Origin of the sequence: Rhizobium sp. H4, from assembly GCF_003013335.1 — a bacterium.
Lineage (GTDB): Bacteria > Pseudomonadota > Alphaproteobacteria > Rhizobiales > Rhizobiaceae > Rhizobium > Rhizobium sophoriradicis.
Genome location: NZ_PSOW01000014.1, coordinates 132,518 through 146,294, shown reverse-complemented (window position 1 = coordinate 146,294; position 13,777 = coordinate 132,518). Strand labels below are relative to the sequence as shown.

The window sequence follows — 13,777 nt, the reverse complement described above, 5'->3', positions numbered from 1 at the left end:
AACGGCAGGCCAGGCGAAACACGGCTGCGTGACAATGCGACGCATCGTCAAAGGCTTGAGTTCCACGTGGAACACGTCAGACGCGATGATAGGGATGGCCGGACAGGATGGTGACGGCGCGATAGAGCTGCTCGGCGATCAGCGTGCGGACGAGCTGGTGCGGCCAGGTCATTTTGCCCAGGCAGAGTGTGGCGTCGGCCCGATTGTAGAGCGCGGGATCGAGGCCGTCGGCGCCACCGATCGCGATCATCAGCTCACGCTTGCCCTGGTCGCGATAGGCGCCGAGCAGATTTGCGAAGGCTTCGCTGTCGAGCGCCTTGCCGCGTTCGTCGAGAAGAATGAGGACGCTGCCTTCGGCAAGCGATTTCAACAGCATCGCCGCCTCCTCGCGTTTGCGGGTCTCCGCATTGGAAGCGCGGCTTTCGGCAACCTCGGCGATACGGGCAAGTTCGAGGCCGACCGCAGGGCCGGCCTTGGCGAAACGATCAAAATAGCGGGCCGCAAGATCCTTTTCGGGGCCGGATTTCAGCCGTCCCACCGCAAAAAGACCAACTCGCATTCACCCGCTCCCGCTTATGAGGCATCCGCGGCGCACAAAGCGCGCCCCCTGGCCGGCTTACAATGGTTCCCGGCCAGTCAATGCCACTCTCAGGTACCGGTCAGAATGCCGGCCCCGGCTGTCAGTGCCGTGTTTCTTCATCCATGTCAGGAGCCGCCCACATCTTTTCGATGTTGTAGAACTCTCGGATTTCAGGACGGAACACATGCACGATAATGTCACCGGTGTCGATCAGGATCCAATCGCCGCCCTCCTGACCTTCGACGCGGGCCGTACCGAAGCCTTCGTCCTTCAGATCGGTGAGCAGGTGGTCCGAGATCGCCATGACATGCCTGTTCGAACGGCCGGAGACGACGATCATGTAGTCTCCCAGCGCCGATTTTCCGGCAATGTCGATAGTGACGATATCTTCAGCTTTGGAGTCCTCAAGGCTGGCGAGGACGGCTTCTAAGGCGCGGGCAGCGGCATCGGCGCCACGTTCTGCGCTCTTCGGGACAACGGCGAGCGTTTTTCCCTTGGCGTGTACTGTTGTCAGTGCTTTCCCTTTCCTGGAATGACAAACCATGCACAACACGAAATCCGATCACGACCGGATATGGTTAAGATAGGCATCAAACCATTAATGTTTCAAGACGTGCTAACGTACGGAGCGGCGGAAAATCCGATCTGGCGACCGAATTGAACTATATTGCTGCCCCGCTGCTTGTCGGCGCGGTGTACAGTTTTCAGGCCGGAGCGTAAAGTGCGGGAAATTCCACCATCTGCAGATTCGAATGACCGATCCGGCCGCAAAACCACTCGTTCCCATCTTGCGAATCAGCTTCCCGGATGAGGATCGGCTCGGACGCGGCAAGATGGAGCTGCTGGAACATATCCGCGCAACCGGATCGATCTCCGCAGCAGGGCGGGCGATGGATATGTCCTATCGCCGCGCATGGCTGCTGGTCAGCGAGATGAACCGGATGTTCTGCGAACAGGTGGTGGAATCACAACGCGGCGGCCAGAAGGGCGGCGGTGCGGCGCTGACGCCGTTCGGCGAGCAACTGCTGGCGCGGTTTCGGCGGATGGAAAGCATTTTGCAAGCGAGCCTTGCCGAGGACCTTGCCTGGCTCGAGGCAAAGCGTAACCCGCGGCGGGATGGGCACGGCTAAGCCTCTAGAGCTTGATGCCGAAAAGTGTGAGCGGTTTTCGGACGACATCATGCTCTAAACCTTTAATTTAGAACAGGATTCAGATTTTAGGCCGACTAGGCCTAAAATCATCCTGTTCTAGGGCAACCGTCTTGATGACGGCGAAGACAATCTTGCCGGGTCGAAGGTCGAGGCGCTCGCAGGAGAGCGCGGTGACGCGCGAGAGGATGCTATCGCCGCCGCAGTCGAGCCGGATTTCAACCGTTCCGTCCGCATCCTGAAATAGCTGTTCGATCCTGCCTTCAACAATGTTGAGGGCACTGAGCCCCTCCGGTCTTGCCGTCGCCAGCATGACGTCGCGCGATGGGATGCGGATGCGGACCGGACTGCCGGGCGAGAGTGCCGCGCCGGGAATATGCAGCCGACCGGATTTGAGGGCGACGGTCGAGAGATGGTGCCGTGCGTCGAAGCTTTCGACGATGCCTTGCAGCAGCGCCCCCGCCTCTTTCCGGTCGAAGGCCGCAGAGGCGCGGCTCAAAATGTCGACGGCCGGGCCGACCGCCTCCACCCTGCCATCGCGCATGACCACCACTTTGTTTGCGAGCCGCGCCACCTCGGCGATCGAATGGCTGACATAGACGATCGGGATTTCGGTCTGATCCCGCAATCGCTCGAGATAGGGCAGGATCTCGGCCTTGCGCGCCTCGTCGAGGGCGGCCAGCGGCTCGTCCATCAACAGCAGCCGGGGCGAGCAGAGAAGGGCGCGGCCGATCGCGACCCGCTGCTTCTCGCCGCCGGAAAGTTTTGCGGGGCTGCGATCCAGCAGCGTCTCGATGCCGAGCAGGTCGACGACGTGATCGAAGCTCTCGCCGCCTGCAGGTCTTGGCGCGAACCAGCGGCCGTAGGAAAGATTGGCGCGGACGCTGAGATGCGGGAACAGCCGCGCCTCCTGGAAGACATAACCGAAATGACGGCGGTGTTTCGGAACGAAGCGGCCGGCTTTGGTTTCGGTCAGGGTTTCGCCGTCAAGGATAACGCGGCCCTCGTCCGGACGGGCGAGGCCGGCGATGATGCGGATCAGTGAGGTCTTGCCGGAGCCGGAGCGTCCGAACAGCGCGGTCACGCCGCCTTCGGATGTGAAGGCGGCGTCGAGAAGAAAGGCGCCGAGCCTCTGTTTTGCCTCGACGATCAACGTCATTCCGGATCAATCCTTCGGCCGGCGAAACGCGCGAGGAACTCGGAGGCGAGCAGGGCGGTCATGGAAATGAGGACGGCGACGAGCGTCAGCCGCAGCGCGCCGGCATCGCCGCCCGGCACCTGGGTAAAGGTGTAGATGGCAGATGACAAGGTCTGGGTCTCGCCGGGAATGTTGGAGACGAAGGTGATCGTCGCGCCGAATTCGCCCATCGCCTTGGCGAAGGAAAGGATCATGCCGGTGATGATGCCGGGCAGGGTCAGTGGCAGCGTGACCGTCAGAAAGACCAGGATCGGGCCGGCCCCCAGCGTTCCGGCCGCCTCCTCGAGCTTGCGGTCGACCGCCTCGATCGACAGACGGATGCTGCGCACCATCAGCGGAAAGGCCATGACGGCGCAGGCGAGTGCCGCACCCGTCCAGCGGAAGGAAAAGACGATGCCGAAATGCTGATCGAGCAGGCTGCCGATCGGGCCGCGGCGGCCGAACAGGATGAGAAGAAGAAAACCGGTGACAACAGGGGGCAGGATCAGCGGCAGGTGAACGATGCCATTCAACACCGACTTGCCCCAGAAGCGGCCCCGGGCAAGCAGCAGGGCGACGAGGATGCCAAAGGGCAGGCTCGCCAGCATGGCGACGACCGAGACGCGCAGGCTGAGCAGGATCGCCGTCCATTCTTCATCGCTCAGGCCGAACATATCCAAACGCAGTTGTCTCCCTGGAAAATCCGGTCACCCGATTGCCCCTCATCCGCCTGCCGGCACCTTCTCCCCGCTTGCGGGGCGAAGGGGAGCAGCCGCAACCCTTCCGTCTCTTGCCAACGTGTCGCTGGGCACGTCCCCTCGCCCCGTTTACGGGGAGAGGGTTAGGGTGAGGGGCGGCTTCACGCTAAGCTGTCACTATCGATTCCGCAATCAATTCAGCCCATCATTTCAAGACAGTAAATCCCTGCGCCGTGAAGAAGCCGGCTGCCTTATCGGATTTCAGGAAGTCGAGATAGGCTGCGGCGTCCGGGTTCCTGCTCTCGGCAAGAATTGCGACCGGATAGATGATCGGCGGGTGGGAATCGGCGGGGAAGGTGCCGACGATGGCGACACCCTTATCGGCCGTCGCGTCCGTCTGGTAGACGATGCCATAGGGCGCCTCGCCGCGGGAGACCAGGGCAAGGGCGGCGCGCACGCTTTCGGCGCCGGCGACCTTGGTTTCGACCGATGTCCAGACACCGAGCTTTTCGAGCGCGGCCATGGCGTATTTGCCGGCCGGAACCGATTTCGGCTCACCCATCGCCAGCTTGCCGTCACCGAGCAGACCGGCAAGATCGAAGCCCTGCTTGATCTCGACCGGCTTGGCCTTGTCCTTTTCGGCAACGAGCACGATCCGGTTTCCAAGCAGGTTCGTGCGGCTGTCGGCCTTGATCAGATTCTTCTTGGCAAGGTAATCCATCCAGTCGAGGTCGGCCGAGATGAAGATATCGGCAGGGGCCGCGTTTTCGATCTGTTTCGCGAGCGCGCCGCTTGCCGCATAGGAAGTAACGGCTTGCTTGCCGCTTTCCTTCGCCCAGGCGGCATTGGCGGCATCGAGCGCGTCCTTGAGGCTTGCTGCGGCAAAGACAGTCAGCTTTTCGGCGGCTTCTGCCTTAGTCGGCAGCGCTGCCGCGCCAAGCCAGGAAGCCGCGATCGCGGCGGTTGTCAGTTTCATCCATTGGCGGCGGCTGTGCATGATTCCTTCCCGCGGTTCGAAATATCTTCATGGATATAACGGCGCTTGGGTTCTGGCCAGAGATATATCCAAGGAAATATAACCCTGTTGTCTGGAGATGAGGATCCACGCGTTCTTGAAGCGCATGGCTGTTCCTAGAGTAGGAGATTCGGCGGTAACGCCTTTGCCTGGGAAAGCCGACGACTGACCACCAGACCGGCCGTGACAATGGCCATTTTCGTTCCGCCTTGCTGATAAAATCGGCAACAGTCGAAGCCTCTCGGCCTCAGTGTTGCATCGTCAGCATTGCTGCATTGCACAAATCGATATTCATCTTCCGGCGGAATATGGTACAACACACTCATCGACACGGCTTCTCCTCCTCCCATAGCCGTTCGATAGGGTCGACAACACTCCTCCTCCCAGTTGTCGATCGAGTTTATAAGCCCGACGGATCCTCCCCCGTCGGGCTTTCTCGTTTCCGGGATTTCCCTAAAAATCAGTCTATTCGGCGCTGTCCGGTTGCGCGCCGTTGCGGATTGCCGTCGAGCTCAGGCCGGACCGTGGTCCGTGGATGAAGGTCCAGGCCGGTGCCCGCTTCTTCCAGAGCACGCGCGCGTCATCCTCGTCGACGCGGGCAAAATCGAAGGTCCGCGTCATCTTCGAGGAGAGGTAGGAGAGTGTCGCGCCCGGCCGGTCGATCACGGCGATCGGGAAAGTGCGGGCAATCTCCTGCCACTTCTGCCATTTGTGAAAGGTCTGCAGGCTGTCGGCGCCCATGATCCAGATGAAATGTACATGCGGATTGCAGGCCTTGATGCGGGCAAGCGTATTGGCGGTGTAGCTGACGCCGAGCGCCTGTTCGAAAGCGGTGACCTTAATGCGCGGATCGGCGGCGATACGTTCGCTTTCGGCAATGCGTTCGGCAAGCGGTGCGAGCTGGTTGCGGCTCTTCAATGGATTGCCCGGGGTCACCATCCACCAGAGCTGGTCGAGGCCGAGCCGCTTGATTGCGATCTCGGCAACAAGCGCGTGGCCCTGATGCGGCGGGTTGAACGAACCGCCGAACAGGCCGACGGCCATGCCGCGTTCGCTGTGCGGCATGCGGAGGTAGCGCCGATCCAGTTTTTCCGTCGTCCACGTCAAGGTCGGGTCTGTCCGGCACCGCGCACCCGGTATTTGAAGGAGGTGAGCTGCTCGACGCCTACCGGGCCGCGAGCATGCATCTTACCGGTAGCAATGCCGATCTCCGCGCCCATGCCGAACTCACCGCCATCGGCAAATTGCGTCGAGGCATTGTGCAGCAGGATAGCCGAATCGACTTCGGTGAAGAAACGCTCGACCACCGCCGGGTCCTCGGCGATCACGGCCTCGGTGTGGTTCGACGAATAGGTCTGAATATGGGCGATCGCGCCCGATATGCCATCGACGACCGCGACCGAAATGATCGCGTCGAGATATTCGGTCGTCCAGTCCTCCTCGGTCGCCGGCTTGATGCCGGGAGCGACCTTCAGCACCGTCGCGGAGCCGCGGATCTCGCAGCCTGCTTCGGTGAGAACCTCAAGCAGCGGCGTCAGATGCGTGCCGATCGCGGCACCGTCGACGAGCAGGGTTTCGGCCGCGCCGCAAATGCCGGTGCGGCGCATCTTGGCATTGACGACGATCTGCTTCGCCATCTCGATATCGGCGGAGGCATCGACATAGATGTGGCAAAGACCTTCGAGATGGGCAAAGACCGGCACGCGCGCCTCGCTCTGCACGCGGGCCACCAGGCTCTTACCGCCGCGCGGGACGATGACGTCGATTGCGCCGTCCAGACCGCGCAGCATGGCGCCGACGGCAGCGCGATCGGTGATCGGAACGAGCTGGATAGCCTGCTCTGGAAGGCCGGCGGCCTTCAGGCCCTCAACCAAGCAGGCATGGATAGCCTGCGATGAACGGCGCGAATCCGAGCCGCAGCGCAGGATCACGGCATTGCCCGCCTTGAGGCAAAGGGCGCCGGCATCGGCGGTGACGTTCGGCCGGCTTTCGAAGATGACGCCAATGACGCCGAGCGGCGTGCGGACGCGCTCGATCTTCAGGCCGTTCGGCCGATCCCAGGCGGCGATGACTTCGCCGACCGGATCGGCAAGGGCGGCGATGGCGCGGATTCCCTCGGCCATCTCGGCGACACGCTTGTCGTTCAGCGTCAGCCGGTCGACGAAGGAGGCGAGCATCTCGCTGCCTTCGATGTCCTTCAGGTCCTTGGCGTTCTCGGCAAGGATATGCGCCTTGTTCGCGAGGATCGCGTCGGCCATGGCATTCAAGGCGCTGTTCTTCGCCTCGGTGGACGCAGAGCCCAACGGTCGCGCGGCAGCCTTGGCCTTGCGGCCGATGTCGATCATCAGCGCGTCAATGTCAGGGCTTAGCGCAACGGTATCAAGCATAGCTCGCGTCCTTTTTCTGCCTTTCCGATTTCTGTCTGATCTGTGCGGTCATCACCATGTCGTCGCGATGGACCATGGCGGCGCGCCCGGCATAGCCTAGGATTGCCGCGATTTCGGCCGACTTGCGGCCGGCGATCCGACGGGCGTCCTCGGCATCGTAGCTCACCAGACCGCGGGCGATCTCGCGACCTTCAGGGCCGATGATCGCCACCGTGTCGCCACGGCTGAAGAGGCCGGAAACGCTGCGCACGCCGGCGGGAAGCAGGCTCTTGCCGGCCCCGAGGGCGGTGACGGCGCCGTCATCGACATGCAGTTCTCCGGCCGGCTGCAACTGCCCGGCAATCCAGGTTTTGCGGGCGGTCACCGGCGTGCCCGACGGCGCGAACCAGGAGGAGCGGGCGCCGTTTTCGATCGCCGACAGCGGGCTATCGGTCTTGCCGGAGGCAATGATCATGGCACAGCCCGAGGTCGTGGCGATCTTGCCGGCATCGATCTTGGTGCGCATGCCGCCGCGTGAAAGCTCGGAAGCGGCGCCGCCGGCCATCGCCTCGATGTCAGGGGTGATTTCGGCGATCGTCTCCAGGAAGGCCGCATTCGGATCGAGATGCGGCGGAGCGGTATAAAGGCCGTCGATATCGGAGAGAAGGATCAGCAGGTCGGCGCCAGTCATGGTCGCGACGCGGGCCGCCAGCCGATCATTGTCGCCATAGCGGATTTCGCTGGTCGCGACCGTATCGTTCTCGTTGATAATAGGCACGGCGCCGATTTTCAAAAGCTGGTTGATGGTGGCGCGCGCATTGAGATAGCGGCGGCGCTCTTCGGTATCGCCGAGCGTCAACAGGATCTGGCCGGCGACGATTTCGTCGCGCGACAGGCTTTCCGACCAGGCACGCGCGAGCGCGATCTGGCCGACGGCAGCGGCCGCCTGGCTTTCCTCGAGCTTCAGCGCGCCGGAAGGCAGGTCGAGCACCGAGCGGCCGAGCGCGATCGCGCCCGAGGAAACGACGAGCACATCGATCCCCTTGGCCTTCAGCCCCGCAATGTCGGCACACATGGCATCGAGCCAAGCCTTTTTCAGCCCGGCCTTGCGGTCGACCAGGAGGGCCGAGCCGATCTTGATGACGATGCGGCGGTAGCGGCCGAGCGGCTTACGGCTGGTCATCGGCCTCATCCTCGCCCTCGTCGGAGACGATCATGTCGCGATGCCTGAGCTTCGGCACCTTGACCGGCTTTTCCTCGGCATTTTCTTCGACGATGATATCGCGCAGCGCCCGTAGCACCTCGGTCATGCCCTTGCCGGTGACGGCCGAAATCAGGAACGGCGTCTTGCCGCAGGCCTTGGCCAGCTCTTTCGTCTTCTTTTTCAGTTCGGCCTCGTCGAGCACGTCGATCTGCGAGAGTGCCACGATCTCCGGCTTGTCGGTGAGATCGTTGCCATAGGCTTCGAGCTCGTGTTTGACCGTCTTATAGGCTTTGCCGACCTTTTCCTCCTGCGCGGAGACGAGGTGCAGCAGCACGCGGGTGCGCTCGACATGGCCGAGGAACCGATCGCCGATGCCTACACCTTCATGGGCGCCTTCGATCAGGCCGGGAATGTCGGCCAAGATGAATTCCCGTTCGTCGATGGTGGCGACGCCGAGATTGGGATGCAGCGTGGTGAAGGGATAGTTGGCGATTTTCGGCCGGGCGCGGGTGACGGACGCGAGGAAGGTCGATTTGCCGGCATTGGGCAGGCCGACGAGGCCGGCATCGGCAATCAGCTTCAGGCGCAGCCAGATGGTCTTTTCCTCGCCGGGCAGGCCGGGATTGGCCCAATCCGGCGCCTGATTGGTCGAGGTCTTGAAATGGGCGTTGCCGAAGCCGCCGTTGCCGCCACGGGCGAGGCAGTAACGCTGGCCTTCGACGGTGAGGTCGCAGATCAGCGTTTCCCGGTCTTCCTCGAAGATCTGGGTGCCGACAGGGACCTTGAGCGTCACGTCACTGCCATTGGCGCCGGTGCGGTTCCTGCCCATGCCATGGGTGCCGATCGTCGCCTTGAAATGCTGCTGATAGCGGAAATCGATCAGCGTGTTGAGGCCGTTGACCGTCTCCACCCAGACGTCGCCGCCGCGTCCGCCGTCACCGCCATCGGGGCCGCCGAACTCGATGAATTTCTCGCGCCGGAAGGAGACGCTGCCCGCGCCGCCGTCGCCGGATCGGATATAGACCTTTGCTTCGTCGAGAAATTTCATTTCACTTCCAGTATCCGGTGGCAGTTGGACGGCCCGTCTTGGCCCATTCGATATAGGCGGTTCCGACGGAGGTCAAAGATTATCGTGAATTTTGCGAGCTATAACATACAGTACGGCTTCGGTCTCGACGGCAGATACGATCTCGCGCGCATTGCCCGGAGCCTCGAACGGGCCGACATCATCGCGCTGCAGGAGGTGACCCGCGGCTTCTCGCGCAACGGCTTTGCCGACATGGTGGCCGGTATCGCCGCCTTCTTTCCCGACCATTTCTGGGTGTATGGGCCGGCCTGCGACCTGCATGTCGAGGCTGATCAAGGCAAGTCCGCGCCGGCACCCGGCACGCGCTTTCAGTTCGGCAATATGGTGCTGTCGCGCTGGCCGATCGTCTCGACCCGGACGCTGCTTCTGCCGCGCAGCCGCACGCTCGGCAAGATCAACCCGCAGCGCGGCGCGACCGAGGCGGTCATCACCGTGCCCGGGGGCGCGATCCGCGTCTACTCCGTCCATCTCGACCACGTTTCTCCCGACGAACGCATCCGCCAGCTGCAATTTTTGAACGCGCATATCAATGCTTTCGTCCAGGAGGGCGGTTCGCTGACGGGAGCGGCCGAATTCGATCTGCCGGAGCCGCCGCTGCCGGAGGATTACGTCATCATGGGCGATTTCAACATGGAGCCGGAATCGCCGGAATATTGTGCGCTTGCCGGTGCCGCCGGCGGATATTACGGCCGCGTCGCCAGGATCGGCACATCGGTCGACGCCTTTGCCACGCTCGAAGCCTATCGCCCCGAGAGCTACAGCTGGATGGATCCCGAGGATCACGGCAAACGCATGCATCTCGATTATTGCTTCGTCAGTTGCGGCCTCGTGAGCCGGTTGAAATCCGCCCGGATCGACACGCAATCCGTCGGCTCCGATCATTTCCCGCTCTGGGTCGAGATCGGCGATTGACCGAGACGCCGCCGGTGGCGGCGTCTCCCTTCCTTCGATTAGGCAACCTTCCGCGGCTGCAGCATGCCCGGCTGCAGTACGGTTTCGATGTGCGAAACCATGGTATTGCGGGCGAAACAATAGATTTCGCCGCAACCCGTCATGCGGAAACCGAGCTTCTCCTGCAGTCTCAGCGACGCCGGATTGTCGGCGAAGACGCCGGAATGGATCGGCGTCTCCGGCATGCGGCGCGAGAAGCGCTCGATGATCGCCGCCACCGCCTCGCTCATATAGCCGCGCCGCCAGTAGTAGCGGTTCAGCCAGTAGCCGAGGTGCCAGCGGCCATGGCGCAGCTCGATCGAGACGTTGCCGATATGAACATCGTCCTTGCCTGTTATCGCCAGCGGCCAGTCCGGCAGGGTGCCCGAGGTCACCGGGATCAGCCAGTCCAGTGCATCCTGCCGGTCGAAGGGCGCGGGAACGCGGGACAGCATGCGTGTGACCGCGAAATCAGAAAGCGATTCCGCGATCGCAGGCGCATCGCTCAGCCTGTGGGGGCGGAGCGTCAGCCGCGATGTCGAGATGACAGGCGCGGGGCCGGGCATCATCGGTCTGGTTTCCGGCCTTTGCAGCGCGGTCGTGCTCATGCGATGTTCCCCCAGCTTCTCAGCGACATCCAGGTCTTGCGGTCGAGCCTGTACCATTCCACAGGCACGTTGCTGCCAAGCGCCAGCGAGGCGGCGAGCCCCGAACCCTGGAACTGGAAGCCGCACTTCTGGATGACGCGCCGCGAGGCGACGTTCATCACCCGGCAGCGGGCGTCGATCTGGTCGACGTCCTGACGGGTCCTGAACACCATATCGACCAGGGCATGGCAGGCCTCGGTCGTATAACCCTGGTTCCAATAGGGCTCACCCAGCCAGTAACCGATCTCGACGGTCTTGCCGTCGGTATGCGGTTCGACGCCGCAGCAGCCGATAAAGGCGCCGTTTTCGGCTTTGGTGATCGCATAGACGCACTTGCCGATCTCGCCATTTCGCGTACGCCAAACAAAGTCGGCGGCATCATTGGCGGTATAGGGGTGCGGCATACGCGATACCATGGTGGCGACTTTGGCGTTGTTGGCGAGATGGGCAAGGGCGTCGATGTCTTCTTCGTGGGGCGCGCGCATGACGAGCCTTTCCGATAACAAGACAGGGCAATCGGTCCTTAACCGCTCCGGCCTCAGCCGTTCTATGGGAGACCGCTGGTCTTCCCGGGGAGACCGTGATTGGTCTGCCCTCAACAATTCGCCTTGCATGTTCAGTCCTCCTGTTTGGACAAAGAAAAAGGGGAGATGGCGCCCCATCTCCCCTGTTTTCTGGACTGAACCTGGTACGGCCAGCCGGGTCGATGAGACGCCGGCTGTTTTTGAGCGCTACCGGCTTATTCCGCTGCTTCCGCTTTCGGCATGACAGACACGTAGACGCGACCGTTGGCCTTCGTTCGGTAGTTCACATTGCCGGCGGTAAGCGCAAAAATCGTGTGATCCTTGCCGAGGCCGACGTTGGAACCCGGATGCCACTGCGTACCGCGCTGACGCACGATGATGTTGCCTGCGATGACGGCTTCGCCGCCGAACTTCTTCACGCCAAGGCGCTTGGATTCGGAATCGCGACCGTTGCGCGAGGAACCGCCAGCTTTTTTGTGTGCCATTGGAGTTCTCCTTTAAACCTTGTCCCGTTGATCTTACTTGGCAGCCACGATGTCCGTGATACGGACGACCGTGTGATGCTGACGATGGCCGCGCGAACGCTTCGAATTCTGACGGCGGCGCTTCTTGAAGGCGATGACCTTCTTGCCGCGGTTCTGTTCGACGACTTCTGCCTTGACAGAGGCGCCGGTAACGAAGGGCGCACCGATCGCAGCGTCGGCGCCTTCGCCGATCACGAGCACTTCGGTGAATTCAATGGAGTCGCCAGCGACAGCTTCGAGCTTTTCGATGGTCAGCACGTCATTGGCTGCCACTCGGTACTGTTTACCGCCGGTCTTGATGACTGCGAACATTTTTTATCCTTTCATGTTCGTTCCGGCGCTCCCCGCTATTCCGCAGGTGGCCGTCTTTTTATCAGTCCAGGTTAAGCAGGGATTTCAGGGGTCTAGCCCGGAATTCTGGTCTGCCGGTGAACCCCGCGCGAGCGCGAGGCGGGCAAGGGGCGGATTACTCCACTCCTATTGCGGATGCGGGATACGCGAGTGACGAAAAGGTGTCAAGGCAAAAGGATGGAAAAGCTTGAGATTTCGGCTTGCCAACCTGTCATATGCTCGTTATGAGAACGCCCGCGCCGAACAAGCGCCGACCTGACCGCGGAGAGGTGGCAGAGTGGTCGAATGCACCGCACTCGAAATGCGGCATACCTGCAAGGGTATCGTGGGTTCAAATCCCACCCTCTCCGCCATGGTCCCGCGATTGCGTTCAGGAAACACAGTAACGGCACTTTCCGGAAGCAGGGCCAGCGCGGCAGACAACAGGTCGAGCAGTTGGAGCACGGTTTTCGCCGCAGAATCGCGTCGCCGCCGTCTGGCAGCATTCAGGCGAATCCAATCTGCACAGGTTCGCCGTCGCTTTCTCTGCTTGAGTTCCCTGTCCATGCGCGACCTCCTCAATCCTTTCGGAAAGGATGAGGCAGCAGGAGGACCGGCGCAAATGTGAAAAGGAAGTCTCGTCCTTCCCACTCAAGGATTCGATATTGAATTTAAATGGGTAGAACCCGTCAGGGCCGAATACCCCGACGGCATGCACTGGCGTACGAATTTGAGCAAGCACCGATTTTCGAGAGAACCCCGTCCAAATGAGGGGGAAACTACGAAGCCACTGAAACCAGGCCGTTAAGAAATCGGTCATACTTTCAATCCGACGAACAGCGAGAGGGTATGATGAGTCCAGCATCGAAACTGCAGTATGGCGAACGCTTCGGCGATGACGTCAAGAAAATCGTGCGCTCGGCGCTCTCCATTGCCTCGGTCTCGTCCGAAGCTGAGGTTGCCTCGGCCCGCTATGCGCGATGGTTCCGGGGAGAGACTGGCGAGACCGAGCCTATGGCAACATCGGCCAAGAAGTTCCACCGGATCACGACGGACATGGCTGCGGCCGAAGTCATCGCAGCGACAAAAGAAAACCTGTCCATTCTCGGTGGCGATGCAAGCGATCTGTTCACCTCGAAGCTACCTACGGGGCACCGAATGCGGAAAGCCATCCGCCCAACCATCCTGCCGAACGCGCCGCATCTGGGAGCCTGTAAGTTCGGGGAGATTGTGACTGGTCGCAGCCAGGATGTCTTCGCAGTAACGCAGTTATTTATCGCGAACTTCGATGGCGACATCGACACCACCGCCGGAAGCGCAAACCTCTACAAGCCCCGAAGCCAGGATTTCGACCAGATGTTCTTCGGCCTTCACCTAATATTGGGCCGCGATGGGAATCTGCTTGGCTTCAATCCAACGCTTGGTAACAAAGGCGTGTCTTTCAAGACGAAAGACATCACCGCCGCGCTCTACAATGTTGCATCGGTAAGCACTGGCCTGTCCATGGAAGACCTCCAGGCGCGGGCAGCGGTTAACCGGCGGTAGCC

The 13,777-nt window shown here is 61.7% G+C and carries 16 protein-coding genes and 1 tRNA gene; 4 read left to right on the top strand and 13 right to left on the bottom strand.

From position 1 onward, the window contains the following. Positions 1-76: 76 nt before the first annotated feature. Positions 77-559: a 23S rRNA (pseudouridine(1915)-N(3))-methyltransferase RlmH gene (rlmH, locus tag C4N04_RS21850; protein WP_009990313.1), complete on the bottom strand. Its 483-nt coding sequence runs from the start codon at positions 557-559 to the stop codon at positions 77-79. Between the two features lie 121 nt (positions 560-680). Next, on the bottom strand, positions 681-1,124 hold the full coding sequence (rsfS, locus tag C4N04_RS21845) for a ribosome silencing factor (protein WP_038692036.1): 444 nt from the start codon (positions 1,122-1,124) through the stop codon (positions 681-683). 208 nt (positions 1,125-1,332) lie between these two features. Between rsfS and C4N04_RS21840 the strand changes: the two genes are divergently transcribed. Further along, entirely contained in the window at positions 1,333-1,710 is a 378-nt protein-coding gene (locus C4N04_RS21840; RefSeq protein WP_010051473.1) for a winged helix-turn-helix domain-containing protein, read from the top strand. A 79-nt stretch (positions 1,711-1,789) separates the two neighbouring features. Here the strand turns inward: C4N04_RS21840 and modC are convergent, their stop codons facing one another. From modC to obgE, 7 genes are all read right to left on the bottom strand, one after another. Then, positions 1,790-2,887, bottom strand: coding sequence for a molybdenum ABC transporter ATP-binding protein (modC, locus tag C4N04_RS21835; protein ID WP_106797014.1), 1,098 nt, complete (start codon positions 2,885-2,887; stop codon positions 1,790-1,792). Continuing rightward, positions 2,884-3,585, bottom strand: a complete 702-nt coding sequence (gene modB, locus C4N04_RS21830) for a molybdate ABC transporter permease subunit (RefSeq protein WP_077992380.1) — start codon at positions 3,583-3,585, stop codon at positions 2,884-2,886. The genes modC and modB overlap by 4 nt, the downstream gene beginning before the upstream one ends. A gap of 223 nt (positions 3,586-3,808) precedes the next feature. Next, on the bottom strand, positions 3,809-4,600 hold the full coding sequence (modA, locus tag C4N04_RS21825) for a molybdate ABC transporter substrate-binding protein (RefSeq protein ID WP_077992378.1): 792 nt from the start codon (positions 4,598-4,600) through the stop codon (positions 3,809-3,811). Positions 4,601-5,083: 483 nt separating this feature from the next. Further along, entirely contained in the window at positions 5,084-5,683 is a 600-nt protein-coding gene (locus C4N04_RS21820) for a nicotinate-nucleotide adenylyltransferase (protein WP_106797013.1), read from the bottom strand. 38 nt (positions 5,684-5,721) lie between these two features. Beyond that, positions 5,722-7,005, bottom strand: a complete 1,284-nt coding sequence (locus tag C4N04_RS21815; protein WP_106797012.1) for a glutamate-5-semialdehyde dehydrogenase — start codon at positions 7,003-7,005, stop codon at positions 5,722-5,724. After that, positions 6,998-8,167 carry a glutamate 5-kinase gene (gene proB, locus C4N04_RS21810; RefSeq protein WP_009992487.1) on the bottom strand — a complete coding sequence of 390 codons (1,170 nt, stop codon included), beginning with the start codon at positions 8,165-8,167 and terminating at the stop codon, positions 6,998-7,000. Before proB ends, C4N04_RS21815 begins: the two co-directional genes overlap by 8 nt. Further along, entirely contained in the window at positions 8,154-9,236 is a 1,083-nt protein-coding gene (obgE, locus tag C4N04_RS21805) for a GTPase ObgE (protein WP_077992372.1), read from the bottom strand. The genes proB and obgE overlap by 14 nt, the downstream gene beginning before the upstream one ends. Before the next feature lie 84 nt (positions 9,237-9,320). Between obgE and C4N04_RS21800 the strand changes: the two genes are divergently transcribed. Further along, positions 9,321-10,187, top strand: coding sequence for an endonuclease/exonuclease/phosphatase family protein (locus tag C4N04_RS21800; RefSeq protein WP_106797011.1), 867 nt, complete (start codon positions 9,321-9,323; stop codon positions 10,185-10,187). Positions 10,188-10,225: 38 nt separating this feature from the next. Here the strand turns inward: C4N04_RS21800 and C4N04_RS21795 are convergent, their stop codons facing one another. The 4 genes from C4N04_RS21795 to rplU form a co-directional block, all read right to left on the bottom strand. Further along, on the bottom strand, positions 10,226-10,813 hold the full coding sequence (locus C4N04_RS21795; protein ID WP_009995585.1) for a GNAT family N-acetyltransferase: 588 nt from the start codon (positions 10,811-10,813) through the stop codon (positions 10,226-10,228). Beyond that, complete coding sequence (locus C4N04_RS21790; protein ID WP_038692019.1) at positions 10,810-11,466, bottom strand: GNAT family protein; 657 nt, start codon at positions 11,464-11,466, stop codon at positions 10,810-10,812. Before C4N04_RS21790 ends, C4N04_RS21795 begins: the two co-directional genes overlap by 4 nt. A gap of 125 nt (positions 11,467-11,591) precedes the next feature. Beyond that, positions 11,592-11,861 (bottom strand): 50S ribosomal protein L27, encoded by a 270-nt coding sequence (rpmA, locus tag C4N04_RS21785; RefSeq protein WP_004127267.1) that lies wholly within the window; start codon positions 11,859-11,861, stop codon positions 11,592-11,594. 33 nt (positions 11,862-11,894) lie between these two features. Beyond that, entirely contained in the window at positions 11,895-12,212 is a 318-nt protein-coding gene (gene rplU / locus C4N04_RS21780; protein ID WP_009995580.1) for a 50S ribosomal protein L21, read from the bottom strand. Positions 12,213-12,514: 302 nt separating this feature from the next. Between rplU and C4N04_RS21775 the strand changes: the two genes are divergently transcribed. After that, positions 12,515-12,604 (top strand) — tRNA-Ser (locus tag C4N04_RS21775). Between the two features lie 478 nt (positions 12,605-13,082). Next, a complete protein-coding gene (locus C4N04_RS21770) occupies positions 13,083-13,775 on the top strand; it encodes a hypothetical protein (protein WP_158775582.1) in 693 nt (230 codons plus the stop codon). Positions 13,776-13,777: the final 2 nt, after the last annotated feature.

Excerpts from the sequence above, each read along its gene's own strand:
- rlmH (WP_009990313.1), bottom strand. The coding sequence starts at position 559 with ATGCGAGTTGGTCTTTTTGCGGTGGGACGGCTGAAATCCGGCCCCGAA.
- rsfS (WP_038692036.1), bottom strand. The coding sequence starts at position 1,124 with ATGGTTTGTCATTCCAGGAAAGGGAAAGCACTGACAACAGTACACGCC.
- C4N04_RS21840 (WP_010051473.1), top strand. The coding sequence starts at position 1,333 with ATGACCGATCCGGCCGCAAAACCACTCGTTCCCATCTTGCGAATCAGC.
- modC (WP_106797014.1), bottom strand. The coding sequence starts at position 2,887 with ATGACGTTGATCGTCGAGGCAAAACAGAGGCTCGGCGCCTTTCTTCTC.
- modA (WP_077992378.1), bottom strand. The coding sequence starts at position 4,600 with ATGCACAGCCGCCGCCAATGGATGAAACTGACAACCGCCGCGATCGCG.
- C4N04_RS21820 (WP_106797013.1), bottom strand. The coding sequence starts at position 5,683 with ATGCCGCACAGCGAACGCGGCATGGCCGTCGGCCTGTTCGGCGGTTCG.
- C4N04_RS21815 (WP_106797012.1), bottom strand. The coding sequence starts at position 7,005 with ATGCTTGATACCGTTGCGCTAAGCCCTGACATTGACGCGCTGATGATC.
- proB (WP_009992487.1), bottom strand. The coding sequence starts at position 8,167 with ATGACCAGCCGTAAGCCGCTCGGCCGCTACCGCCGCATCGTCATCAAG.
- obgE (WP_077992372.1), bottom strand. The coding sequence starts at position 9,236 with ATGAAATTTCTCGACGAAGCAAAGGTCTATATCCGATCCGGCGACGGC.
- C4N04_RS21795 (WP_009995585.1), bottom strand. The coding sequence starts at position 10,813 with ATGAGCACGACCGCGCTGCAAAGGCCGGAAACCAGACCGATGATGCCC.
- C4N04_RS21790 (WP_038692019.1), bottom strand. The coding sequence starts at position 11,466 with ATGCAAGGCGAATTGTTGAGGGCAGACCAATCACGGTCTCCCCGGGAA.
- rpmA (WP_004127267.1), bottom strand. The coding sequence starts at position 11,861 with ATGGCACACAAAAAAGCTGGCGGTTCCTCGCGCAACGGTCGCGATTCC.
- rplU (WP_009995580.1), bottom strand. The coding sequence starts at position 12,212 with ATGTTCGCAGTCATCAAGACCGGCGGTAAACAGTACCGAGTGGCAGCC.
- C4N04_RS21770 (WP_158775582.1), top strand. The coding sequence starts at position 13,083 with ATGAGTCCAGCATCGAAACTGCAGTATGGCGAACGCTTCGGCGATGAC.